The organism is Novosphingobium aerophilum (assembly GCF_014230305.1).
Taxonomy (GTDB): domain Bacteria; phylum Pseudomonadota; class Alphaproteobacteria; order Sphingomonadales; family Sphingomonadaceae; genus Novosphingobium; species Novosphingobium aerophilum.
In genome coordinates this window covers 1-22,953 of the sequence record NZ_JACLAU010000021.1, presented here as the reverse complement: position 1 = coordinate 22,953, position 22,953 = coordinate 1, and the positions used below count along the sequence as shown (strand labels likewise).

The window sequence follows — 22,953 nt, the reverse complement described above, 5'->3', positions numbered from 1 at the left end:
CCGGCTCCTGTATATACAGGCCGTATATACTATGAAGCCCACCCCTCGGCAATCACGATGGCCTCGCCCCACTCCGGCACGGCGTCGGGCTTCATCGGCACCATGAAGGTCTTGCCGTCGGGGCGCTTGACCTCCAGCACGTCACCCGCGCCGAAGTTCTCCACCGCCACACATTCGCCCAGCGCCTCGCCGGCGGTCGAGACACAGGCCAGCCCGATCAGGTCGGCGTAGTAGTACTCCCCATCGGCCAGAGAGGGCATCTCGGAACGCCGCACGGTCAGCAGGGTGCCGCGCAGCGCCTCGGCGGCGTTGCGGCTGGTTACCTCGATGAAGCGGGCGATCGCCCCGCCCTTGCCGTCCTCGCGCAGCTTTTCGACGGTCAGCGCCGAATCGTTGAAGGCGCGGTAGCGCTTCAGCGCCGCCACGCCTTCCCCGAACAGCTTCAAGCGGACCTCGCCCGTCACCCCGTGCGCGCCGGCGACGACGGCAAGGGTGACCGGCTTGTCGGTCGGCAAGGCTCAGCCCTCGGCCTGCTCTTCGGCAGCAGCCTCGGCCGGAGCCTCCTCGGCGGCAGCCTCTTCGGCGGCCGGAGCTTCTTCCACAGCCGGAGCGGCAGCGGCGGCGGCAGCGGCCTCGGCGGCCTCACGGGCGGCCTCTTCGGCCTCGCGGATCTTCTCGGCCTTCTCCTCGGCGCGCTCCTTGGCCTTCTTGCCCGGCTCACCCTTGTTCGGGTTCACGGTGGCGGCGCGCTCCTTGATCCCGGCCTTGTCGAGCATGCGGGCGACGCGGTCGGTCGGCTGCGCACCGACGCCCAGCCAGTAGCGCACGCGATCCTCGACCAGACGCACGCGGTTCGCATCGTCCTTGGCGAGCAGCGGGTTGTAGGTGCCGACCTGCTCCAGGTACTTGCCATCACGCGGAGCGCGCGAATTGGCGACGACGATCTTGTAGTAAGGGCGCTTCTTGGAACCGCCACGCGACAGACGCAGAGAAACCGACATGGGAACTACCTTTCCTTGAACCTTGAACTGAAACGAAAACCGAAAATCACTTCTTCTTGAGCAGATCGCCGAGATTGGCCGGCATGTTGCCCATTCCGGGCAGACCCGGGAGGCCGCCACCATTGGCGCCGCCGCCCAGACCCTGGGCCCCCAGTCCCGGCATGGCGGCGTCGAGGCCACCCTTGCCGAACATGGCGGCCAGGCCCTTCAGCCCGCCCATCTTCTTGATCTGCTTCATCGCGCGCTCCATTTCCTGGTGCATCTTGATGAGCTTGTTGACGTCCTGCACCTGGGTGCCGGACCCGTTGGCGATACGGATCTTGCGCTTGGCGTTGAGCAGCTCGGGCTTGGCGCGCTCCTTGGGCGTCATCGAACCGATGATCGCATCCATGCGCAGCAGCACCCGGTCATCCATGCCGCTGGCGGCCATCGCCGCCTTGGCCTTCTTCATGCCCGGCATCATGCCCGCCAGCATGCCGAGGCCGCCCATGTTCTGCATCTGCCGCAACTGCATGCGCAGGTCGTTCATGTCGAACTGACCCTTGGCCATGCGCTGGGCCAGCTTCTCGGCGTCCTCGACCTCGATCGTCGCGGCCGCCTTCTCGACGATCGAGACGATATCGCCCATGCCCAGGATGCGGTTGGCAACGCGCGAGGGATGGAACGGCTCGATCGCGTCCATCTTCTCGCCGGTGCCGGCGAACTTGATCGGCTTGCCGGTGACGGCGCGCATCGACAGCGCCGCGCCGCCGCGGGCATCGCCGTCCATCCGGGTCAGGATCACGCCGGTCAGGTCAACCTGCCCGGCAAAGGACTGGGCCACGTTGACCGCGTCCTGGCCGGTCAGCGAATCGACGACCAGCAGCGTTTCCTTCGGCGCCGAGATCGCGGAGACGGCCTTCATCTCCTCCATCAGCGCCTGATCGACATGGAGGCGGCCGGCCGTGTCGAGCAGCAGCACGTCCACCGCCTGCAGCTTGGCCGCGTTGAGCGCGCGGGTGGCGATATCGACCGGGGCCTGGCCGGCGATGATCGGCAGGGTGGCGACGCCGACCTGCTCGCCCAGCACCTTGAGCTGTTCCTGCGCGGCCGGGCGGTTGACGTCGAGCGACGCCATCATCGCTTTCTTGCCGTGCTTTTCCTTGATCAGCTTGGCGAGCTTGGCCGTGCTCGTGGTCTTGCCCGAGCCCTGCAGGCCGACCATCATGATCACCACCGGCGGCGCGGCGTTGAGATCGAGGCCCACGGCCTCGCCGCCACCTTCCCCGCCGCCGAGCATATCGATCAGGGCATCGTTGACGATCTTGACGACCTGCTGGCCCGGCGTGACCGAACGCAGGACCGACTGGCCCACGGCCTTCTCGGTCACCTCGTCGATGAAGCGGCGGGCGACCGGCAGGGCCACGTCGGCCTCGAGCAGGGCGATCCGCACTTCGCGCATCGCCTCGCGCACGTCCTGCTCGTTCAGCGCGCCACGACCGCGCAGCTTGTCGAACACCCCACCGAGGCGATCGGACAATGTGTCGAACATGGCCGCCTACTCCATCCAGATCCGCCCCGGGGCGAACCATCACGCGAAAAGCGCCGGTGGGCGAAACCTCGCCGACCAGCGTGTCGATCAGGACCCTAAGCGAAAAACGCCGGCGGACGAAACCTCGTCAGCCAGCGTATCGCGCAAAGGGCGAATTCCGTCTTGGATGGTGGAGCCTAGCGGGATCGAACCGCTGACCTCCTGCATGCCATGCAGGCGCTCTCCCAGCTGAGCTAAGGCCCCATTCCAACCATGTGCCGGGTGGTTCATCAGAGCCATCCGGTCCCGCCAGACCCGTGGGTCGTGCCGGGAGGCGCCCCTTTATTGGCACCTCGCCGGGTTGGCAAGCGGGAAAAAACGTGCCGCGGATTTTTCTCCGCGGCCCGCAAAACCGGCCGGACCTCAGCCCTCGTCGCCGTCGTCGCCGTCGCCCATGCCGACGCCGAGGTCGTCATCGCCGCCCAGGTCGACATCATTGTCCGGGCTGTCGCCGTCCTCGTCGATGTCCAGATCTTCCTCGGCCAGGTCGACGTCGGCCTCCTCCGGCTTCTTCTGGATTTCCTCATAGGGAATCGGCTGCTTCGACTTCAGCACCGGCTCCGGCTGCCAGGCATGGCCGCATTCGATGCAGGTGACCGGGTCATCCTTGCCCAGATCATAAAAGCGGGTGCCACACTTCGGGCAGCCATGCTTGGCGCCCCATTCAGGCTTGACCATTGCAATTCCTCGTCTTGGCCCGTGCCGATGCGCGGACCCGAAAACCGTTCGCGTTGATGGGAAGGCCGGGCGGATAAATCAACCGGATTGATTCAGACCATTCGAATCCGACCAATACGATTTCAGCTGGGGCCATCAACAGGGCGCGCGCCTTGCCATAGCCGGTGCGCGCTGTCAAAAGCCGCGCGCTTTACGGCCCTCCTTTCGAGAAAGACCGCCTGCGTGAGCTCCGCCGACCCCGCCACGACTGCTTCGTCCGGCCGCCCCCGCCGCTTCGCCCCCGCCGGGCCGCTGAAGGGCCGGATCCGCGTGCCGGGCGACAAGTCGATCAGCCACCGCTCGATCATGCTGGGCGCCCTTGCCGTGGGGGAAACCCGCGTGACCGGCCTGCTCGAGGGCGAGGACGTGCTCTCCACCGCCGCCGCGATGCGGGCGATGGGCGCGTCGATCACCCGCGAGGCCGACGGCACCTGGTCGATCCACGGGGTCGGCGTGGGCGGGCTGCTCCAACCGCAGCAGGCGCTCGACATGGGCAATTCCGGCACGTCGACCCGGCTGCTGATGGGCCTGGTCGCCAGCCATGCGATCACCGCCAGCTTCATCGGCGATGCCAGCCTGTCCAAGCGCCCGATGGGCCGGGTGATCGAGCCGCTGTCCCTGATGGGGGCCGATTTCACCGCCTCGCCGGGGGCCAGGGGAAGCCAGACCCTGCCGCTGATGATGCGCGGCGCGGCGCCCGCCGTGCCGATCGCATACCGCCTCCCGGTCGCCTCGGCCCAGGTCAAGAGCGCGATCCTGCTGGCCGGACTCAACACCCCGGGGATCACCACGGTGATCGAACCGGTGCCGACCCGTGACCATTCCGAACGCATGCTCAAGGGCTTCGGGGCCGAGCTGGAGGTGGAGGTCGAACCCGATGGAACGCGGGTGATCCGGGTCCGCGGCGAGGCCGAGTTCCGGCCGCAGCAGATCGTGGTACCGGGCGATCCCTCATCGGCGGCCTTCTTTGTCGTCGCCGGACTGCTGGTGCCGGGATCGGATCTGGTCATCGAGAACGTCGGCCTCAACCCCACCCGCGCGGCGCTGTTCGACGTGCTGCGGCAGATGGGCGGCCAGATCGACGAGCTGGACCGGCGCGAGGTCGGCGGCGAGCCGGTGGCCGATCTCCACGTGCGCCATTCCGCGCTGACCGGGATCGCGGTCGATCCGGCCGTGGTGCCGAGCATGGTCGACGAGTTCCCCGTGCTGTTCGTCGCCGCCGCCCTCGCCCGCGGGCGCACCGTCACCACCGGGCTGGAGGAGCTGCGGGTCAAGGAGTCCGACCGGATTTCCGCGATGCGCGCCGCGCTCGAACTCGCCGGGGCGACCGTGACCGAGACCGCGGACGGCCTGATCATCGACGGCACCGGCGGCGATCCCCTGCCCGGCACGCCCGAGGGTGCCGCGGTCACCACGCACCTCGACCATCGCATCGCCATGTCCATGGCCGTCGCCGGCCTCGCCAGCCGCGCCGGGGTGGAGGTGGACGACATCCGCCCGATCGCCACCAGTTTTCCCGTGTTCGAAAGCCTGCTCGACGGGCTGGCCGACACATGATCCTGCCGATCGGCGAGACCCTGGCCAATCTCTGCGGCTTTGCCGGCATGGCCTGCATTGTCGTCGCCTATGCCTATGGCACCGGCAAGGCCGCGCCCAATCCCTATGTCCAGCATGGGCTCAACCTGGCGGGATCGCAGCTGCTGACGGTCTCGCTGCTGGTCAACCTCAACCCCGCCTCGCTGGTGCTGGAGGCCTTCTGGTCGGCGATCGCGATCTGGGGTCTGGTCAAGGCGGTCCGCCAGGGGCGCGCGGCGTGAGCGGGGCCGGCCTCATCGTCCCCCGGATCATCGCCGTCGACGGCCCCACCGCTTCGGGCAAGGGGACCATCGCCAAGGCGCTCGCCGCCCATTTCGGCCTGCCCCACCTCGACACCGGGCTGCTCTATCGCGCGGTCGGGCGGCAATGCCAGCAGGATGGCGGCAACCCGGACGATCCCGCCCAGGCCCTCGCCGCGACGCGCTTTCCCGATTCCCTGCTGAGCGATCCCGCGCTGCGCAGCGAGGAGACCGGCGGTCTGGCCAGCCGGGTCTCGATCCATCCGGCGGTGCGTCAGGCCCTGTACGAGCGGCAGCGCGCCTTTGCGCTGCGGCCCGGCGGCGCGGTGCTCGACGGGCGCGACATCGGCACGGTGATCGCGCCCGAGGCGCTGGCCAAGCTGTTCGTCACGGCCAGCGTCGCCGCGCGTGCCGAGCGGCGCTTCCTGGAAATGCAGGCCCGGGGCGAACCCGTCACGCTCGACGCGATCGAGGCCGACCTCGCCGCGCGCGACCTGCGCGACCGGTCGCGCAGCGCCGCCCCGCTGGTCGCCGCGCCCGACGCGGTGACGCTCGACACCTCCAGCCTGTCGCGCGACGAGGCGGTCGCCGCCGCGATCCGGCTGGTCGAGGCGCGGCTGAACCGCTAAGCCAAACCGGAGAAGCGGCCGCAGCGCCGCAGGGTCGCACGGATATCGGGGGGAACACCATGCGCTCATGGGCTGCTTTGCTGACTGCTGCCTGCCTGCTGCTGGGCGGCTGCGCGATCAGGCCGGTGCAATATGCCGGCACGCCCGCGCTGCGTTGCACCGCGCCGGAGTTCGCCTATCGCCTGGCGATCGATCCCGAGGCCGGGACACGGCAGCCGGACGGCGCCGCCGAAACGCTCCGCCCGACCGACGCCCAGGCGCTCGATGCCGCGCTGGAGCGGGCCTACAAGTCTGGCAACCTGCACCCCTATGCCCCGCGCGAGGAAGCGGTCAGCAACTCGCTGCTGCTGCTCTCGGGCGGGAGCGAGGACGGCGCCTTCGGGGCGGGCTTCCTGTCGCAGTGGGGCAAGCTGCGGACGGTCAACGCCGATCTCCAGCCCCCTCCCGCGGGCCAGCCGCGCAAGACCGGGCTGCCGCGCTTCCGCGTGGTCACCGGCATCTCCACCGGCGCGCTGCAGGCCTCCTTCGCCTTTATCGACGATCCCGAGGCGCTGGTGCAGTCCTACTCGATCGTGCGCGAGCGCGAGCTGCTCCGCCCGCTGGTCTCGCGCGGGCTGGACGACCATCCGGTGCGCGGGGCGATCTCGCTGGCCCGGCGCGGCACGCTGGCCACGCTCGATCCGCTGCGCGGCCTGCTCGACCGCCTGCTGACGGCGCCCTACCACGGACCGCTGGGCGATTACCCCACCCGGATTCACGCCATTGCCCGCGAGGCGAGCGACAACGAGGGCAACCGCAGCCTGCTGGTCGGCGCGGTCGAGATGGACAGCGGCGATCTGGTGGTGTTCGACCTGGGGGCCTATGCCCGGGCCTGGGTGGCGGCCGACACGCTGGAGGACCGGCCCCGCGCCGATGCGCTGAAGCACTGCTATATCGAGGCGCTGATCGCCTCGTCCTCGGTGCCGATCGCCGCCGCGCCGGTATTCATCGACGGCAAGATGTTCATCGATGGCGGTGCGCGCTTCGGGGTGTTCCTGCGCCCGCTCGACAAGGTCTTCGCCGCCAACCGCCGCACCGATGCGCGGGGCGAGGCGCGGGATCACCTGTTCATGCTGATCAACGGCACGCTGCAGGTCGGCCCGCAGTGCACCCTGGCGCCCTGCCCCAACCCGAACCCGCGCTGGCGTTTCGACAGCCTGGCCTTCCGCTCGCTGTCGGTGCTGATCAACCAGTCCTACGTCGCCTCGGTCTACTGGTCGCGCAGCGAGGGCGCGCGCAATGGGCTCAATCCCGAGATCGCCCGCATGCAACCGGGCCCGCAGGGCTACCTCGCTCACCGCGCCACGGTGGCCCTGCCCGGCGAGACCCCGCGCGAGGCGACCTGCGGCGAATGGCAGGCCGAGGACAAGCGGCGCGACCATCCGCTGGAATTCCACGCCCGCTACATGCGCTGCCTGATCGACTATGGCCGCAACCACCCGGCCGTGACGCAGTGGGCCCGGCTGGAGTAGCGCGGGATTGGCCTCTGCCGGATCGGACCATAGGCGGGTCTGGGTGGGGAGCGGACGTTTTCAAATCCTCCCCCACCGGGGGAGGGGGACCATCCCCTTCGGCTGGCCGGCAGGCCGGCCGCTCAGGGTAAACTGCCCTGCGGGCAGGATGGTGGAGGGGCACCCCGCCTTGACCAGCTGCCGTGCCCCAAGGAGAGTGCCCCTCCACCACCTTCGGTGGTCCCCCTCCCCGTACCGGGGAGGAAACAAAGGTCCGACTTCGGGCGCAAACGGACCGCCTCGGGACAGCGCGCCATGCGGCCCGGATCGCCCGGGTTCCTCACCCGCTCGGGGCCGCACGCTGTCCTACAGGGGCGGCCCGGCGCTAGGCTGGCGCGATGCCGGCCCATCTCCTCCCCGACCGCCAACGCCCCCGCCCGCACCGCCCCCGCTCGCCCCGTCGCATTTTCCGCCCAGTACTGTGTCAACCGTGTCAACCGGTTCAGGTTTGGCCCCCATTTTCCTTGCAATTCCGACATCGCGCGCCTAAGCGCCGCCGGTCCTGCGGGCCGAATCCGGTCTGCGGGATGCCGCGGATGACATTCGGTCGCCGCGGCGGTTCGGCCCTTTTTGGCCCACGTCCGCATGGGGCGGTGCGTGGAGGAAAGACCGGCGGAGACAACCGCCTGGCCGGAAACAGCACAGAGTAGGAACCCACCATGGCCTCTACGGCTACCCCGACCCGCGACGATTTCGCGGCTCTGCTTGACGAAACGCTTGGCTCGGCTGCCAGCGGCGGCTTCGAAGGCCGCGTCGTCAAGGGCACTGTCACCGCGATCGAAAACGACAAGGCCGTCATCGACGTCGGCCTGAAGAGCGAGGGCCGCGTGCCCCTGCGCGAATTCGCCATGCCCGGCCAGCCGCACGGCCTGAAGGTCGGCGACGAGGTCGAAGTCTATGTCGACCGCGTCGAGAACGCTGACGGCGAAGCCATGCTGTCGCGCGACCGCGCCCGCCGCGAAGCCGCCTGGGACAAGCTCGAGAACGAGTTCGGCGAAGGCAAGCGCGTCGAAGGCGTGATCTTCGGCCGCGTGAAGGGCGGCTTCACCGTCGACCTCGACGGCGCCGTGGCCTTCCTGCCCGGCTCGCAGGTCGATATCCGCCCGGTCCGCGACGTCACCCCGCTGATGGACATCCCGCAGCCGTTCCAGATCCTCAAGATGGACCGCCGCCGCGGCAACATCGTGGTCTCGCGCCGCGCCGTGCTGGAAGAAACCCGCGCCGAGCAGCGTTCGGGCCTGATCCAGAACCTCGCCGAGGGCCAGATCATCGACGGCGTCGTCAAGAACATCACCGACTATGGTGCCTTCGTCGACCTGGGCGGCATCGACGGCCTGCTCCATGTCACCGACATGAGCTACAAGCGCGTCAACCACCCGTCGGAAGTGATCGCCATCGGCGACACCGTGCGCGTCCAGATCGTCCGCATCAACCAGGACACCCAGCGCATCAGCCTGGGCATGAAGCAGCTGGAAAGCGATCCGTGGGATGGCGTGGCCGCCAAGTACCCGGTCGGCGCGAAGCTGCGCGGCACCGTGACGAACATCACCGAATACGGCGCCTTCGTGGAACTGGAAGCCGGCATCGAAGGCCTGGTCCACGTGTCGGAAATGTCCTGGACCAAGAAGAACGTCCACCCCGGCAAGATCGTTTCGACCTCGCAGGAAGTCGACGTCATGGTGCTCGAGGTCGACAGCGACAAGCGCCGCATCAGCCTCGGCCTGAAGCAGGCCCAGCAGAACCCCTGGGAAGCCTTCGCCGAGAAGCACCCGGTCGGTTCGACCGTGGAAGGCGAAGTCAAGAACGCCACCGAGTTCGGCCTGTTCATCGGTCTGGACGGCGACGTGGACGGCATGGTCCACATGTCGGATATCGCCTGGGGCATCTCGGGCGAGGACGCGCTGGCCCTGCACCGCAAGGGCGAGCAGGTTTCGGCCATCGTGCTTGACGTCGATGTCGAGAAGGAGCGCATCAGCCTCGGCATGAAGCAGCTCGAGAAGGGCGCTCCGGCGGCTGGCGGCACGGCTTCGGCCGGCGGCGCGGGTTCGCTGCGTCGTGGCGAGGTCGTCACCGTCACCGTGCTCGAAGTCCGCGACGGCGGCCTGGAAGTCCAGGCTGGCGACGATGGCGCCACCGGCTTCATCAAGCGCTCGGACCTGGGCCGCGACCGCGACGAGCAGCGTCCGGACCGCTTCCAGGTCGGCCAGAAGGTCGATGCCATGGTCACCGGGTTCGACCGGTCGAAGAAGCCGAACTTCTCGATCAAGGCCCGCCAGCTGGCCGAAGAGAAGGAAGCCGTGGAGCAGTACGGCTCGTCGGATGCCGGCGCCTCGCTGGGCGACATCCTCGGCGCCGCGCTGAAGGCCAAGCAGTAAGCCTGGCCGAAGCCAACCGGCTGAACAGAAAGGCCCGCCCGGAGCGATCCGGGCGGGCTTTTTCGTTGGCGGCGGAGTGCCCGCGCTCCACGCCCCGCCCTTTCCTAATCCCCCCGCTTTCCCTACCTTCGCGGGCAGAGAGGTTCCCCATGCTCCAGGTTCACCAGTTTCCCTGCCTGTCCGACAATTACGGATACCTGCTGCACGATCCGGCCAGCGGCGAGACCGCGGCGATCGACACGCCCGATGCCGAGGCCTACCTGCGCGAGGCCGAGGGGCGAGGCTGGCGGATCACCCAGATCTGGAACACCCACTGGCACCCCGATCACGCGGGCGGAAACGCCGCGATCAAGGCCGCGACCGGCTGCACCGTCACCGCCCCGGCGGGCGATGCCGCGAAGATCGCCGCGGTGGACCGCACGGTGAGCCAGGGGGACATGGTCCGGCTGGGCCAGGTCGCGGCCGAGGTGATCGACGTGGGCGGCCATACGCTGGGTCATATCGCCTATCACGTTCCGTCCGCCGCGCTGGCCTTTGTCGGCGATGCGCTGTTCGCGCTGGGCTGCGGGCGGATGTTCGAGGGCACACCGGATCAGTTCTGGGCCAGCCTGCTGCGCCTGCGCGCGCTGCCCGCCGCCACCCTGCTGCACTGCGCGCACGAATACACCGCCTCGAACGCGCGCTTCGCGGTCCACGCCGATCCGGACAATGCCGCGCTGCAGGCCTATGCCGCCGAGGTGACGCGGCTGCGCGCCGAGGGCCGCCCCACCGTCCCGATGCCGCTCGCCCGCGAAATCGCCACCAACCCCTTCCTCCGCGCCGACGACCCCGCCCTCCGGACCCGCTGGGGCGGCGGCTCTCCGGTCGAGACCTTCGCCGCGCTGAGAGCCGCGAAGGACGGGTTCTAGGGCCGACGCAGACCAATACTGTCCTGCCGCAATCACATCAGCCCGAGGGACTCACCATGAGGCTTTTCGTAAGGGACGCTTTACCCTTTGTCGTGTGGGTGCTGGTGCTTTCGCGGCTGTTCTCACCCCCAAAGCTCGACAAGTCGCTGGTTGCCCTGGTTTGCTTCATGTTGCCGTGCTTCACGATCGGATGGCAACACGTTCTGGACCGCCTGTGGCGAGCAAAGGCGAACCCGAGAGGGGGAGCGGACCCTGGGCCTACCGATGGCTAGGCCCTCGTGGCATGATCGTCGGACATCCCAACCCCGCCCAGGCTGAGCCGATCCTGTTTTGCTTTGGTCTTTTTCGACTCACGTCCATTCCCGGGCGATAGCCGCCGCCCCACCCCCATCGCCCGGGCACCCTTCCCTTACCGCGCGTTCCCGCCTAGCATCGTCGCCGGGAAGCGGAGAAAGGACACCAAGCCATGCGGATGATCCGCACGATCGTCTGGGCCGTGCTGCTGATCGCACTGGTGCTGTTCTCGGTCACCAACTGGACTCCGGTGACCGTCCGCATCTGGGAGGATCTGGTCTGGGAGACCCGCCTGCCCGCGCTGGTGATCCTGTCGTTCCTCGCCGGGCTGCTGCCGATGTGGCTGCTGCACCAGGCCGGGCGCTGGCGCTGGCGGCGGCGGATCAATGCGCTGGAGGCGGTGACGCGCCAGCCCTCCGCCGCGCTGTCCTCCACCCAGCTTGACGCCGCCGCGCAATCCGGGGAAACGCCCGCCACCTGACACCAGGCGACCTGACCAGCCGGAGCCCGCATGAACCCGATCTATCTTGCCCTCGACCTGCCCCGGCTGGATGCCGCAATCGCCCTGGCCCAGAAGGTCAAAGGGCACATCGGCGGGCTCAAGCTGGGGCTGGAGTTCTTCTGCGCCCACGGCCATCATGGCGTGCACGAGGTCGCCAAGGTCGGCCTGCCGATCTTCCTCGACCTCAAGCTGCATGACATTCCGAACACGGTCGCGGGCGCGATGCAGGCGATCCACGTGCTCGAGCCGGCGATCGTCACGGTTCACGCCAGTGGTGGCCGGGCGATGATGGAGGATGCCAAGGCGGCCGCGGGCGAGCATTGCAAGGTCGTCGCGGTGACGGTGCTGACCAGCCTGGATGACAGCGATCTGGCCGCCACCGGGGTGGGCGGATCGTCGCACGATCAGGTGCTGCGCCTGGCCGACCTCGCCGCCGAGGCCGGGCTCGACGGGATCGTCTGTTCCGGACACGAGGTCGGCGAGGTGCACCGGCGCTGGAAGAACGGCTACTTCGTGGTGCCCGGCCTGCGCCCGGCCGAAGCCGCCCTTGGGGATCAGAAGCGCGCCGTGACCCCGCGCCAGGCGCGCGATGCCGGGGCCAGCGTGCTGGTGATCGGCCGCCCGATCAGCCGCGCCGAGGACCCCGTCGCCGCCGCCCGGGCGATCGAAGGCACGCTCTGAACGCGATGGACGTATCGTTCCGCATCGCCATGCCGGCCGACGTGCCGGCGATCCGCGCCCTTGTCGAAAGCGCCTACCGCGGCGACACCGCCCGGCAGGGCTGGACCAACGAGGCCCATCTGCTCAGCGGCGAGCGCACCTCGGACGAGGAGGTGGCCGGCCAGATCAGCCAGCCCGGCCACCACATGCTGGCGGCGGAGGCTGAAGGGCGGTTGATCGGCACGGTGGCGATCACCGCCAAGCCGCCGCGGCATTGCTATCTCGGCATGCTGTCGGTGGCGCCCTCGCTGCAGGCCGCAGGACTGGGCCGCCGCCTGATCGCCGAGGCCGAGGCCGCCGCGCGCCGGCTGTTCGGGGCCGAGATCATGGAGATGACGGTGATCGACCGTCGCCCCGAGCTGATCGCCTACTACGAGCGGCGCGGCTATCGCCAGACCGGGGAGATCCGCCCCTTTCCCTATGACCTGGCCGAGGGCCAGGACTTCCGGATGATCGTGCTCGATCGCGTGCTCACCTGAGCGAAGGCTGGCCCGGGAGCACGGTTCATCGTGACGCAACCTCGCTTCGGCCAAGCATCGGACCCAAGCCAATTCGGGAGACGGACATGACCCTGCGCCCCTTCACGCTAGCCACCGCCCTTGCCGGAGCCGCAGTGCTCGGTGCCTTGCCGATTGCGGTGCAGGCCCAGACCGCCCCGCGTCCGTCACCCGCTGCGGTCGCGCCGACCCTGCTCTCGCTCTCGGCCGAGGGCCGCGTGACCCGGGCGCCCGATGTCGCCACCTTCAGCGCCGGGGTGGTCAGCCAGGGGACCACGGCCAGCGAGGCGCTGCGCGCCAACGCCGCCGACATGACCCGGGTGATCGCCGCGCTGAAGAAGGCGGGCGTCGCCGACAAGGACATCCAGACCAGCAACCTGTCACTCAGCCCGGTCTACCAGCCGCAGCGCAACCTGCCCGACGGCACGATGGAACCGGCCCAGCCGAGGATCATCGGCTATCAGGCCAACAATTCGGTCTCGGTCCGCCACCGCAACCTCGGCGATCTGGGCAAGGTGATCGACGCGCTGGTCTCGGCCGGGGCGAACCAGGTCAACGGGCCGGGGTTCGAGGTGGACAATCCCGATCCGGCCCAGGACGAGGCGCGCACCACCGCCATGACCAAGGCCCGCGCCCGGGCCGAGCTCTATGCCAGGGCCGCCGGGCTGCGCGTGGGGCGGATCGTGTCGATCAGCGAGAGCGGCGGGTGGCAGCCGCCCCAGCCGGTGATGTACCGGATGGCGGCGATGGAGGCCGCCCCGGCGCCCTCCAGCCCGGTCCAGGCCGGCGAGCTGCAGATGACCGTGACGGTGCAGGTGCAGTTCGAGCTGGTGCCCTGATTCGAACTGGCGGCGGGACGGCCGGGTGGGCTAAGGGGCAGCGATGACCGCCGTCTCCGCCCCCGCCGTCGCGATCAAGATCTGCGGCGTCACCACGCCCGGTGCGGTGGATTCCGCCATCCGGGCGCGGGCGGACCATGTCGGCTTCGTGTTCTTTCCGCCCTCGCCCCGGGCCCTGACCCCGCGCGAGGCCGCAACGCTGGGCGCCCGGGCGGCGGGACGGATCGGCCGGGTCGGACTGTTCGTCGATGCCACCGATGCCCTGATCGCCGAGGCGGTTGACGCGGCCGGGCTCGATGCCCTGCAACTGCATGGGGAGGAAAGCCCGGCCCGCGCGGCCGAGCTGCGCGCCCGCCATGGCCTGCCGGTGTGGAAAGCCGTGCCCGTTGCCTCGGCCGCCGATATCGACCGCGCCGCCGCCTATCTCGGCGCGGCCGACCTTGTCCTGTTCGATGCCAAGACTCCCAAGGGCACCCTGCCTGGCGGCATGGGTCTGGCGTTCGACTGGTCCCTGCTGTCCGGCTGGCGGAACCGTGCGCCCTGGGGCCTGGCCGGCGGCCTCGCGCCCGGCAACGTGGCCGAAGCGGTGCGCCTGACCGGGGCGCCACTGGTCGACACCTCGTCAGGGGTGGAAACGGCGCCGGGGGTCAAGGATCCCGCGCTGATCGCCGCCTTCTGCGCAACCGCGCGCGGCTGACCGGTCGGCGACGCGGAAAGGGCGGCCCGTTGCCGGCCCGCCCCTCTTCCGTCCGCGGCGAACGGTTCAGAACCTGATGCCGACCCCCGCCAGCAGGGTATCGCGGTCGCGGCTCTGGTCAACGAACTGGTGCTTGTATTCGACCTTGCCATAAAGCGGCCCCATCAGGGCCATCTGCGCACCCGCGCCCAGGTCCCAGCCGCCGCGGCAGTTGTCGCAGGGCTCGGTGGTGTAGCCGCCGACGCCGTAAAGCTTGGTGCCGGCCAGATTCACGCCGGCGCGGCCATGGAAGCCGAAGCTGGTCTTGTAGCCCGATCCCAGCGCCTTGTCCGCCGACACCTCGACCCCGCTGAAGGCCATCGGCCCCAGGTCGAAGTCATAGCCCGCCGCAACACCCGCGGTCGCTTCGGTTTGACCGGGCAGCCACTGCACCCCGGCACGGGCCTCCGCGCGGGTCTCGTTGGCCAGCGCCGGGCTGGCGGCCACACCGGACAGAGCCGCCGCGGCGAGCAGCGGAAGGGCAATAGTGCGCATGAACTGTACTCCTGAGTCATCCGGCCCCTCGGTGCGGGCCGAGGCGGGAGTTAGGCGCCTCAAACTGTCGGAAAAGTGAACCGAATCTGTCGCTTAGATGAACAGACCACCCGGCGCTCGGTGCCGTTGGGTGGACAGGCGCAACATCCTTTACTGGAAACTAACCTTTCCCGGTCATGCTGCGCAGCATCTCCGGAGTGCTGGGGCACTCGTTGCAAGCGCAGGTAAACCAATGAAGAGCGTCGCAATCGGACTTACCATGGCCGTCACCATGGCCACGCCCGCCCTCGCCAACGATACGGCGCTGATCCCCTACGCCGGGGTGCTGATGGGCTACGACAACGTCCAGACCACCAGCCTTGGCCTCAAGACCAGCGATGCCAAGCTGTCCTACGGCATCGCCCTGGGCGCCGACACCGTGGTCATGCCGCGCGTCCGGCTGGGTGTCGAGGCGGAGTACATGCGGTCGAAGACCAACAATGTGCTGCCCATCGATGCGCTCAACGCGCTGAACACCGGCTATCGGCGCGATCTGTCGATCAGCGTCCGGGCGGGCTACGAAGTGACCCCGCACCTGCTCGCCTACATCAAGGCCGGCTACACCAACCGCCGGGCGATCGCCTCGGGCCTCGCTGCAGGCACCGTGGCCGGCGTGCCGACCCCGATCGCCTTCTCCTACCCCCGCAACCTGGGCGGCTACCGCGTCGCGGCCGGCCTCGAGTACGGCACGAAGGTGAAGGCGCGGCTCGAATACCGCCTGTCGCAGTACGGCGCGACGGGCGGGTCGACCGATCCGCTGGCGCCGGAGCTGAGCTACAAGGCCAAGAGCCAGCAGGTCGTCGCGGGTCTGCTTTACGGCTTCTGATCGAGCCCCGACATCACTGACAGCAAAGGGGCGGCCGATGGTCGCCCCTTTCCGTTTGGGCGAGATGGGCAAGGCCGCGAACCTGCCCGCAAGGCCCCGCCAACTGGACAATCGCCCGCGCCTCTGCCAAGCGCCGAGGCATGAACGACCACGCCCCCAACAGCTTCCGCAACCAGCCTGACGAGCGCGGCCATTTCGGTCCGTTCGGCGGGCGCTATGTCGCCGAAACGCTGATGCCGCTGATCCTCGACCTGGAGCGGGAATACACCGCCGCCAAGGCCGACCCGGCGTTCAAGGCCGAATTCGACGACCTGCTGGAACACTATGTCGGCCGCCCCAGCCCGCTGTACTTCGCGCCGCGGCTGACCGAGGAGCTTCGCAAGAGCGCTCCCGCGGGGAACGGCGCCCAGATCTGGTTCAAGCGCGACGAGCTGAATCACACCGGTGCGCACAAGATCAACAACTGCATCGGGCAGATCCTGCTGGCGATCCGCATGGGCAAGACCCGGATCATCGCCGAGACCGGGGCGGGCCAGCACGGCGTGGCCACGGCCACGGTCTGCGCCCGCTTCGGCCTGCCCTGCGTGGTCTACATGGGCGCGACCGACGTCGCCCGCCAGGCACCGAACGTGTTCCGCATGAAGCTGCTGGGGGCCGAGGTCGTGCCGGTCACCGCCGGGGCCGCGACGCTGAAGGACGCGATGAACGAGGCCCTGCGCGACTGGGTCGCGAACGTCCATGACACCTTCTACATCATCGGAACCGCTGCCGGTCCCCATCCCTACCCCGAGCTGGTCCGCGATTTCCAGAGCGTGATCGGGCGCGAGGCGCGCGCGCAGATGCTGGCCCGCACCGGCCGCCTGCCCGACCTGCTGGTCGCCGCGATCGGCGGGGGCTCCAATGCGATCGGGCTGTTCCACCCGTTCCTGGACGATCCCTCGGTCAAGATGCTGGGGGTCGAGGCGGCGGGCCACGGCCTCGACAAGGAGCACGCCGCCAGCTTGGCCGGCGGGCGCCCGGGCATCCTCCACGGCAACAAGACCTACCTGCTGCAGGACGAGGACGGCCAGATCACCGAAGGCCACTCGATCTCGGCCGGGCTCGACTATCCCGGGATCGGGCCCGAGCACGCCTGGCTGAAGGAGATCGGCCGGGTGGACTACACCTCGGCGACCGATCAGGAGGCGCTCGAGGGGTTCCAGTTGCTGTGCCGCACCGAAGGGATCATCCCCGCGCTCGAGCCCAGCCATGCGATTGCCGCCGTCGCCAAGGTCGCGCCGACCCTGCCGGAGGACGCGATCATCCTGGTCAACCTGTGCGGGCGCGGCGACAAGGACATCTTCTCGGTGGCGGAGCACCTGGGGGTGAAGCTGTGACCCGCCTGTCCGCCGCCTTCGCCAAGGGCCGCCCGGCTCTCGTCACCTTTGTCACCGGAGGCGATCCGACGCCTGCCGACACTGCCGCGATCCTTGATGCGCTGGTCGAGGGCGGGGCCGACGTGATCGAGCTGGGCATGCCCTTCACCGATCCGATGGCCGATGGCCCGGCGATCCAGTTGGCCAACCTGCGCGCGCTGGGGGCCGGAACGAAGACGGCCGATATCCTCGCCATTGCCGCCGCCTTCCGCGCGCGTCATCCGGAGGTGCCGCTGGTGCTGATGGGCTATGCCAACCCGATGACGATCCGCGGGGCGGACTGGTTCGCCGCCGAATGCGCCAAGGCCGGGGTCGACGGGGTGATCTGCGTCGACATTCCGCCCGAGGAGGATGCCGAGCTGGGCCCGGCCCTGCGCGCTGCCGGCGTTTCGCTCATCCGCCTCGCCACCCCGACCACCGATGCCGCGCGGCTCCCCGCCGTGCTCGAAGGCTCGTCGGGCTTCCTCTATTACGTATCGGTCGCCGGGATCACCGGGATGCAGCAGGCCGCGCAGGCCTCGATCGAGGAAGCGGTCGCCCGGCTCAAGGCCTCGAGCACCATCCCGGTCGCCGTCGGCTTCGGCGTGCGCACCCCCGACCAGGCCGCGGCGATCGCCCGCGTCGCCGATGGCGTGGTGGTCGGATCGGCGCTGGTCGATCTGGTGGCCAAGCATGGCCAAGCCGCTGCCGGCCCGGTGCGCGAACTGACCGCCGCCCTCTCGCAAGCTGTCCACCAATCGCGCCAGACCCTTCAGGAGCAGACCGCATGAGCTGGCTGAACCGCGTCCGCAACGCGCTCCCGTCCTTCGCGCAGAAGCGCGAGACGCCCGACAACCTCTGGATCAAGTGCCCGTCATGCAGCGAGATGCTGTTCACCAAGGAGTACGAGGAGAACCTGTCGGTCTGCCCGCGCTGCGACCACCACGGGCGGGTCCGCACCGATGACCGCTTCGGGCAGTTGCTCGATCCGGGCTACAGCGTGCTGGCCACCCCCAGGGTCAAGGAAGACCCGCTGAAGTTCCGCGATTCCAAGCGCTATCCCGATCGCCTCAAGGCCGCCCGCGCCGCCAATCCGCATCCCGATGCGCTGACCAATGCCAAGGGCACGGTGAACGGCCACAAGGTCATCCTGGGCGTGCAGGACTTCGCCTTCATGGGCGGATCGATGGGCATGGCCGTGGGCGCGGCTTTCGTCGAAGGCGTGGAGCGCGCGATCAAGGACAAGGCGCCCTATGTGATCTGCACCGCCGCGGGGGGCGCGCGGATGCAGGAAGGCATCCTGTCGCTGATGCAGATGCCCAAGACCACCGTGGCGCTGCGCCGCCTGCGCCGCGCCGGGCTGCCCTACATCGTCATCCTGACCGATCCGACCACCGGCGGGGTGACCGCCAGTTATGCCATGCTGGGCGATATCCACATCGCCGAGCCGGGCTGCCTGATCGGCTTCGCCGGGCAGCGCGTGATCCAGGACACGATCCGCGAAAAGCTGCCGGAGGGTTTCCAGCGCGCCGAATACCTGCACGAACACGGCATGGTCGACATGGTGGTCCATCGCAAGGACCTGAAGTCCACGCTGGCCCGGGTGCTGGAGTATCTGCAGCCGGCCAAGGCGGCGTGACGCGAAGGGCAAAGCCCTGCGGTCCACCCCGGCAAGACGCCCAATCCCACTGTTCGTGTCGAGCGCAGGCGAGATACCTCACGCCAGGCCTTGCGACTTCGCTCGGCGCGAACGGGAAATACGGCCAGCCAATGCACCGAGCCTCCAGCCATGCGCGACTTTGCCACTTCTGACCACCCCGGCGTCCAGACCCAGCTGAACCGGCTGGCCGCCCTGTCGCTGCCGCAGGGCCGCTATGGGCTGGACACGATCGAGGCGATCTGCGCCCGGCTGGGCCACCCCGAACGCCACCTGCCCCCCGTGTTCCACGTCGCCGGAACCAACGGCAAGGGCTCGACCTGCGCCTTCCTGCGCGCGATGCTGGAAGCGCAGGGCTATACGGTCCACAGCGCGACCAAGCCGCATCTGGTGCGCTACAACGAACGCATCCGCATCGCTGGCCGGCTGATCGACGACGACGCGCTGGCGGCGCTGCTGGCCGAGGTGCTCGACGCCAGCGAGGATCTGGGGCCCAGCTTCTTCGAGGTGACCACCGCCGCGCTGTTCCTGGCCTTCAGCCGGCATCCCGCCGACGCCTGCGTGATCGAGGTCGGGCTGGGCGGGCGGCTGGATGCCACCAATGTGATCCCGGCCCCGCTGGTCTGCGGGGTCGCCTCGCTGGGGCTGGATCACGAAGCCTTCCTGCTGCGTCCGGAAGCCGGCACCCCGGACGAGCCGATTGCCCGGATCGCCTTCGAAAAGGCCAGCATCGCCAAGCCCGGCGTCCCGCTGGTCACCCAGACCTATCCGGGCGGAGCGAACGCGGCGGTGATCGCAACCGCGGCCTGCCACGGCGCGCCGCTGCTGATGCGCGGGCGCGACTGGGGCTTCGAGCCGGGTGCGGACGGGTTTGTCCTGCACGACGCGGACGAGATGGTCACTCTGCCGCTGCCCACGCTGCCCGGATCGCACCAGATCGACAATGCGGCGCTGGCGGTGATGATGCTGCGCCACCAGACCGCCCTGTCCGTCTCCGCTGCCGCCATGGCGCAGGGCATCCGCGCGGCGCGCTGGCCCGCGCGGCTGCAACGGCTGGGCGACGGTCCGCTGACCGCGCTCGTTCCGGGGCGGCAGGTCTGGCTGGACGGCGGACACAACCCCGACGCCGGGCTGGCAATCGCCCGGCATTTCGCGGGCGGGCTACCGATCCACCTGATCATCGGCATGCTCGCCAACAAGGACCCGGCGGCCCTGATCGCGCCGCTCGATCCACTGTTGGCCAGCCTGTCGGTCGTCCCCGCGCCGGGGCACGAGGCGCACCGCCCGGAAGACTTCGCGCCGCACACCGCGCAGGCCGTGAGGCCCTGCGCGGACGTCGCCGCCGCGCTGGCCGCCTTGCCCGACGATGGCCGCGACATCCTGATCGCGGGTTCCCTCTACCTCGCTGGCGAAGTGCTGCGGCGCAATCGCGAGTTTCCCGACTAGGCCGCGCGGACCGGCTGGGGCGGCCGGTTTCGGCCGGGCTGGGACGTTCCGATCCTCCCTGTTTTTGCGCAGCATAAACAGGGAGGGGGACCACGCTGCCGCAGACAGCGGGGTGGAAGGGGGGTAGCAACCTGGCCCCTCCGTCAGCCGCCTGCGGCGGCCGACACCTCCCCCTTTGCGCCCTGCGGGCGAAAACGGGGAGGATCGAAGAATGCCCGCTCCCCACGCCAACCGGACATCATGTACCCCTCCTCCATCGTCGCCCCGGCCTTGAGCCGGGGCAGGGCTTGCGTGGCAACGGATGGGGAAGAACAGCCCTGTCCCGGGTCCCTGACCTCCGTCAGGGCAGGCAAGCCCGGTCCCGGCTCAAGCCCGGTCCCGGGTCAGGCCCGGGACGACGATGGATTTAAGGATGTGCCATTTTGCGGGTGTGCGAATGCGTTGTGGGCGGCTTCTGGGCGCTTGAGACCAACGTCCGCTTCCCACCCCCTCCAGCCGTTTCAGTCGGCGCAGCACCAGTCCGGGCAACCTACTCGCCGTCGGTGGCCGATCCGATCGAACTGTCGACCAGGCCGCTGCGGCTCATCCACCAGAACAGCGCGATCCCCGGCAAGGCGGCCAGGGTGGTGAGCAGGTAGAAGTTCACGTAGCCCAGCGCCTCGATCAGCCGGCCCGCCGTGGTCCCGGTCAGGAAACGGCCGACCACGCTGGCCCCGGCCGAGATCAGGGCATATTGCGAGGCGGTGAAGCGCAGGTTGCACAGCGCCGAGAAGTAGGCGACCACGACCACCCCGCCAAAGCCCGAGGCGGCGTTCTCGAAGCCGATCGCCCCGGCCATGCCCAGGTTCGAATGGCCCGCCGCGGCCAGCAGCGCGAAGCTGAGGTTGGACAGGCCCATCAGCACCAGGGCAGCCAGCACCGATCGCTTGAGGCCCAGCCGGGCATAGGCCGCACCGCCCAGGAAGATCCCGATCAGATAGGCCCAGAAGCCCAGACCGATATCGTAGATGGCGATCTCGTCATTGCTGAACCCCAGATCGTCGAACAGCAGGCGGAAGGTCAGGTTGGCCAGGGTGTCGCCGATCTTGTGGACCAGGATGAACAGCAGAACCAGCACCGCGCCCGGGCGCTGGAAGAACTCCACGAACGGACCGTAGATCGCGCGGACCGCCTGCCCCAGGCCGCGCCGCGCCGCCGGTTCGCGGTGGCGTTCGGGTTCGCCCAGCCACAGCGCCGTGATCATCGCCGGGAGGGCGAAGGCCGCGCAGGCGAGGTAGCCCGCGCTCCAGCCATGCCGGGCGGCGATCACCAGGGCCAGCGCGCCGGCTCCGGCCGAGCCGATCCGCCAGCCGTACTGCGACATGCCCGAACCGACCCCGAGCTGATAGGGCTGAAGCGATTCGATCCGGTAGGCATCGATCACGATATCGAAGGTGGCGCCCGCCACGCCGACCAGCACCGCCGCGATCACCGTTCCGGCCAGATTGTCGACAGGGTTCACCAGCGCCAGGTTGATCACGGCCGCGATCACCAGCGCCCCCGCCAGCAGCATCCACGACACGCGCTGGCCCAGCCGTCCCAGCAGCGGCAGGCGCACGCCATCGACGATCCAGGCCCAGAACACCTTCAGGTTGTAGACCAGGAAGGCCAGGGTGAAGGCCGTGACGGTCTTCTTGTCGATGCCGTCCTGCGCCAGCCGGGTGGTCAGTGTCGCGCCGATCATCGCGAAGGGAAAGCCCGAGGAGATGCCCAGCAGCAAGGCGCCCAGCGGCTGCCGTTCCAGATAGGGCGCAATTGCCCCCGTGAGCGATCCCGAAGGCTGCTCCGCGGTATCAGTCATGCCGTATGTCCCCAACCTCGCCTTGCCGCGCCACGCTAGCGACAAATCCGGACAAGACCAGATGCCTGTGCGCTGCTGTCCCACGCGCGGCGCAGAACACGCCCGCTTTGACGCCCCCTCGGCTTGGCAGTAAGGCCCGCGCATGACGGACTCCCCCTCCAGCGACACCCCCCGCAGCGGTGAACGCATCGCCAAGCTGCTCGCCCGCGCCGGTGTCGCGAGCCGGCGCGAGATCGAACGGATGATCGCCGAGGGGCGGGTCCGGCTCGAGGACCAACCGGTGTCCACGCCCGCCACGATCCTGCCCGACCTGCGCGGCGTGACCGTGGACGGCCAGCCGGTGCGCGCGCCCGAGGCGGCACGGCTGTTCCTGTTCCACAAGCCCGACGGGCTGATCACTGCCGAGCGCGATCCGGCCGGGCGGCCGACCATCTACACCGCGCTGCGCAACGCCCTGCCCCTGGGCACCCCCCGGGTGATGCCGGTGGGCCGGCTTGACCTCAACACCGAGGGGCTGCTGCTGCTGACCAACGATGGCGAGCTGAAGCGCGCGCTCGAGCTGCCCTCGTCCGGGGTGCCGCGGACCTATCGGGCGCGCACCTATGGCGACATCTCGCAGGCCCGGCTGGAGGAACTGATCGAGGGGATCGAGATCGACGGCATGCGCTATGGCAAGATCGACGCCAACATGGAGCGCCGCACTGGGCGCAACCAGTGGATCGAGCTGACCCTGACCGAAGGCAAGAACCGCGAAGTGCGCCGCGTCCTGGAGCATCTCGGCCTGCAGGTCAGCCGGCTCATGCGGATCGCCTATGGTCCCTTCGTGCTGGGCGATCTGCCGCGCGGCGCGGCGGGCGAGATCGCTCCAGCCGAAGTGGAGAAGTTCCGCCGCACCCTGGGCCTGGCCGCGCAGGACCCGGGTGCGGTGCGCCGGACGCTGCGCGTGGGCGAGGCCCCCAGGGCCGAACCCGAAGGCCGGCGGCGGACCGGGGCAGCCCCGGCCCGCAAGGCCCCCGCCCCGCGCCGCCGCGACGACGAGGGCCCGCTGCTCGGCCGCGAGGACCTGCGCGAGCGGGGCCGCCG

The 22,953-nt window shown here is 69.4% G+C and carries 23 protein-coding genes and 1 tRNA gene; 17 read left to right on the top strand and 7 right to left on the bottom strand.

From position 1 onward, the window contains the following. Positions 1–29: 29 nt before the first annotated feature. The 5 genes from rimM to H7F49_RS12500 all read right to left on the bottom strand — a co-directional run bounded on the left by rimM (position 30) and on the right by H7F49_RS12500 (position 3,249). On the bottom strand, positions 30–515 hold the full coding sequence (gene rimM / locus H7F49_RS12520; RefSeq protein WP_185683941.1) for a ribosome maturation factor RimM: 486 nt from the start codon (positions 513–515) through the stop codon (positions 30–32). A 3-nt stretch (positions 516–518) separates the two neighbouring features. Then, positions 519–1,001: a 30S ribosomal protein S16 gene (rpsP, locus tag H7F49_RS12515; RefSeq protein ID WP_185683940.1), complete on the bottom strand. Its 483-nt coding sequence runs from the start codon at positions 999–1,001 to the stop codon at positions 519–521. A 46-nt stretch (positions 1,002–1,047) separates the two neighbouring features. Beyond that, positions 1,048–2,532 (bottom strand): signal recognition particle protein, encoded by a 1,485-nt coding sequence (gene ffh, locus H7F49_RS12510; protein WP_185683939.1) that lies wholly within the window; start codon positions 2,530–2,532, stop codon positions 1,048–1,050. A gap of 167 nt (positions 2,533–2,699) precedes the next feature. Further along, a tRNA-Ala gene (locus H7F49_RS12505) sits at positions 2,700–2,775 on the bottom strand. A gap of 159 nt (positions 2,776–2,934) precedes the next feature. Next, positions 2,935–3,249 carry a TIGR02300 family protein gene (locus tag H7F49_RS12500; protein WP_185683938.1) on the bottom strand — a complete coding sequence of 105 codons (315 nt, stop codon included), beginning with the start codon at positions 3,247–3,249 and terminating at the stop codon, positions 2,935–2,937. Between the two features lie 222 nt (positions 3,250–3,471). On the opposite strand from H7F49_RS12500, the gene aroA reads away from it, so the two are divergent. From aroA to H7F49_RS12445, 11 genes are all read left to right on the top strand, one after another. Beyond that, entirely contained in the window at positions 3,472–4,845 is a 1,374-nt protein-coding gene (aroA, locus tag H7F49_RS12495) for a 3-phosphoshikimate 1-carboxyvinyltransferase (protein ID WP_185683937.1), read from the top strand. Further along, the gene (locus H7F49_RS12490) at positions 4,842–5,105 is read left to right on the top strand and encodes a CBU_0592 family membrane protein (protein ID WP_185683936.1); all 264 of its coding nucleotides are present in this window, start codon (positions 4,842–4,844) and stop codon (positions 5,103–5,105) included. The genes aroA and H7F49_RS12490 overlap by 4 nt, the downstream gene beginning before the upstream one ends. Next, positions 5,102–5,752: a (d)CMP kinase gene (locus H7F49_RS12485; RefSeq protein ID WP_328806718.1), complete on the top strand. Its 651-nt coding sequence runs from the start codon at positions 5,102–5,104 to the stop codon at positions 5,750–5,752. Before H7F49_RS12490 ends, H7F49_RS12485 begins: the two co-directional genes overlap by 4 nt. A gap of 77 nt (positions 5,753–5,829) precedes the next feature. Continuing rightward, positions 5,830–7,263: a patatin-like phospholipase family protein gene (locus H7F49_RS12480; protein WP_185683935.1), complete on the top strand. Its 1,434-nt coding sequence runs from the start codon at positions 5,830–5,832 to the stop codon at positions 7,261–7,263. A 698-nt stretch (positions 7,264–7,961) separates the two neighbouring features. Further along, positions 7,962–9,677: a 30S ribosomal protein S1 gene (gene rpsA, locus H7F49_RS12475; protein WP_185683934.1), complete on the top strand. Its 1,716-nt coding sequence runs from the start codon at positions 7,962–7,964 to the stop codon at positions 9,675–9,677. Positions 9,678–9,826: 149 nt separating this feature from the next. Further along, a complete protein-coding gene (gloB, locus tag H7F49_RS12470) occupies positions 9,827–10,585 on the top strand; it encodes a hydroxyacylglutathione hydrolase (protein ID WP_185683933.1) in 759 nt (252 codons plus the stop codon). A 466-nt stretch (positions 10,586–11,051) separates the two neighbouring features. Continuing rightward, on the top strand, positions 11,052–11,360 hold the full coding sequence (locus H7F49_RS12465; protein ID WP_185683932.1) for a LapA family protein: 309 nt from the start codon (positions 11,052–11,054) through the stop codon (positions 11,358–11,360). A gap of 30 nt (positions 11,361–11,390) precedes the next feature. After that, positions 11,391–12,062: an orotidine-5'-phosphate decarboxylase gene (pyrF, locus tag H7F49_RS12460; RefSeq protein ID WP_185683931.1), complete on the top strand. Its 672-nt coding sequence runs from the start codon at positions 11,391–11,393 to the stop codon at positions 12,060–12,062. 5 nt (positions 12,063–12,067) lie between these two features. Beyond that, positions 12,068–12,580 carry a GNAT family N-acetyltransferase gene (locus H7F49_RS12455; RefSeq protein WP_185683930.1) on the top strand — a complete coding sequence of 171 codons (513 nt, stop codon included), beginning with the start codon at positions 12,068–12,070 and terminating at the stop codon, positions 12,578–12,580. A gap of 86 nt (positions 12,581–12,666) precedes the next feature. Further along, the gene (locus tag H7F49_RS12450; protein WP_185683929.1) at positions 12,667–13,437 is read left to right on the top strand and encodes an SIMPL domain-containing protein; all 771 of its coding nucleotides are present in this window, start codon (positions 12,667–12,669) and stop codon (positions 13,435–13,437) included. A gap of 43 nt (positions 13,438–13,480) precedes the next feature. Continuing rightward, a complete protein-coding gene (locus H7F49_RS12445; protein ID WP_185683928.1) occupies positions 13,481–14,134 on the top strand; it encodes a phosphoribosylanthranilate isomerase in 654 nt (217 codons plus the stop codon). Between the two features lie 66 nt (positions 14,135–14,200). On the opposite strand, the gene H7F49_RS12440 is transcribed toward H7F49_RS12445, so the two are convergent. Beyond that, entirely contained in the window at positions 14,201–14,668 is a 468-nt protein-coding gene (locus tag H7F49_RS12440) for an outer membrane protein (RefSeq protein ID WP_185683927.1), read from the bottom strand. A gap of 232 nt (positions 14,669–14,900) precedes the next feature. On the opposite strand from H7F49_RS12440, the gene H7F49_RS12435 reads away from it, so the two are divergent. The 5 genes from H7F49_RS12435 (at position 14,901) to H7F49_RS12415 (ending at position 20,030) form a co-directional block, all read left to right on the top strand. Beyond that, positions 14,901–15,533, top strand: a complete 633-nt coding sequence (locus tag H7F49_RS12435; protein WP_185683926.1) for an outer membrane protein — start codon at positions 14,901–14,903, stop codon at positions 15,531–15,533. Between the two features lie 140 nt (positions 15,534–15,673). Beyond that, complete coding sequence (gene trpB, locus H7F49_RS12430; protein ID WP_185683925.1) at positions 15,674–16,909, top strand: tryptophan synthase subunit beta; 1,236 nt, start codon at positions 15,674–15,676, stop codon at positions 16,907–16,909. Then, positions 16,906–17,718 (top strand): tryptophan synthase subunit alpha, encoded by an 813-nt coding sequence (gene trpA, locus H7F49_RS12425; protein ID WP_185683924.1) that lies wholly within the window; start codon positions 16,906–16,908, stop codon positions 17,716–17,718. The genes trpB and trpA overlap by 4 nt, the downstream gene beginning before the upstream one ends. Continuing rightward, positions 17,715–18,566: an acetyl-CoA carboxylase, carboxyltransferase subunit beta gene (accD, locus tag H7F49_RS12420; protein ID WP_185683923.1), complete on the top strand. Its 852-nt coding sequence runs from the start codon at positions 17,715–17,717 to the stop codon at positions 18,564–18,566. Before trpA ends, accD begins: the two co-directional genes overlap by 4 nt. A gap of 150 nt (positions 18,567–18,716) precedes the next feature. Beyond that, positions 18,717–20,030 carry a bifunctional folylpolyglutamate synthase/dihydrofolate synthase gene (locus tag H7F49_RS12415; RefSeq protein ID WP_185683922.1) on the top strand — a complete coding sequence of 438 codons (1,314 nt, stop codon included), beginning with the start codon at positions 18,717–18,719 and terminating at the stop codon, positions 20,028–20,030. 529 nt (positions 20,031–20,559) lie between these two features. Here the strand turns inward: H7F49_RS12415 and H7F49_RS12410 are convergent. Further along, entirely contained in the window at positions 20,560–21,870 is a 1,311-nt protein-coding gene (locus H7F49_RS12410; RefSeq protein WP_185683921.1) for an AmpG family muropeptide MFS transporter, read from the bottom strand. Between the two features lie 142 nt (positions 21,871–22,012). Here H7F49_RS12410 and H7F49_RS12405 point away from each other — a divergent pair. Further along, positions 22,013–22,953 (top strand): pseudouridine synthase (locus H7F49_RS12405; RefSeq protein ID WP_235982128.1); only part of this gene is annotated, 941 nt, incomplete at its 3' end.

Bases quoted from the DNA above. Each gene is read 5' to 3' on its own strand.
- H7F49_RS12465 (WP_185683932.1), top strand. From the start codon at position 11,052: ATGCGGATGATCCGCACGATCGTCTGGGCCGTGCTGCTGATCGCACTG.
- H7F49_RS12440 (WP_185683927.1), bottom strand. From the start codon at position 14,668: ATGCGCACTATTGCCCTTCCGCTGCTCGCCGCGGCGGCTCTGTCCGGT.
- H7F49_RS12490 (WP_185683936.1), top strand. From the start codon at position 4,842: ATGATCCTGCCGATCGGCGAGACCCTGGCCAATCTCTGCGGCTTTGCC.
- H7F49_RS12450 (WP_185683929.1), top strand. From the start codon at position 12,667: ATGACCCTGCGCCCCTTCACGCTAGCCACCGCCCTTGCCGGAGCCGCA.
- H7F49_RS12500 (WP_185683938.1), bottom strand. From the start codon at position 3,249: ATGGTCAAGCCTGAATGGGGCGCCAAGCATGGCTGCCCGAAGTGTGGC.
- gloB (WP_185683933.1), top strand. From the start codon at position 9,827: ATGCTCCAGGTTCACCAGTTTCCCTGCCTGTCCGACAATTACGGATAC.
- rpsP (WP_185683940.1), bottom strand. From the start codon at position 1,001: ATGTCGGTTTCTCTGCGTCTGTCGCGTGGCGGTTCCAAGAAGCGCCCT.
- H7F49_RS12415 (WP_185683922.1), top strand. From the start codon at position 18,717: ATGCGCGACTTTGCCACTTCTGACCACCCCGGCGTCCAGACCCAGCTG.
- accD (WP_185683923.1), top strand. From the start codon at position 17,715: ATGAGCTGGCTGAACCGCGTCCGCAACGCGCTCCCGTCCTTCGCGCAG.
- H7F49_RS12455 (WP_185683930.1), top strand. From the start codon at position 12,068: ATGGACGTATCGTTCCGCATCGCCATGCCGGCCGACGTGCCGGCGATC.
- trpB (WP_185683925.1), top strand. From the start codon at position 15,674: ATGAACGACCACGCCCCCAACAGCTTCCGCAACCAGCCTGACGAGCGC.
- H7F49_RS12410 (WP_185683921.1), bottom strand. From the start codon at position 21,870: ATGACTGATACCGCGGAGCAGCCTTCGGGATCGCTCACGGGGGCAATT.
- ffh (WP_185683939.1), bottom strand. From the start codon at position 2,532: ATGTTCGACACATTGTCCGATCGCCTCGGTGGGGTGTTCGACAAGCTG.
- H7F49_RS12445 (WP_185683928.1), top strand. From the start codon at position 13,481: ATGACCGCCGTCTCCGCCCCCGCCGTCGCGATCAAGATCTGCGGCGTC.
- rpsA (WP_185683934.1), top strand. From the start codon at position 7,962: ATGGCCTCTACGGCTACCCCGACCCGCGACGATTTCGCGGCTCTGCTT.
- H7F49_RS12435 (WP_185683926.1), top strand. From the start codon at position 14,901: ATGAAGAGCGTCGCAATCGGACTTACCATGGCCGTCACCATGGCCACG.
- pyrF (WP_185683931.1), top strand. From the start codon at position 11,391: ATGAACCCGATCTATCTTGCCCTCGACCTGCCCCGGCTGGATGCCGCA.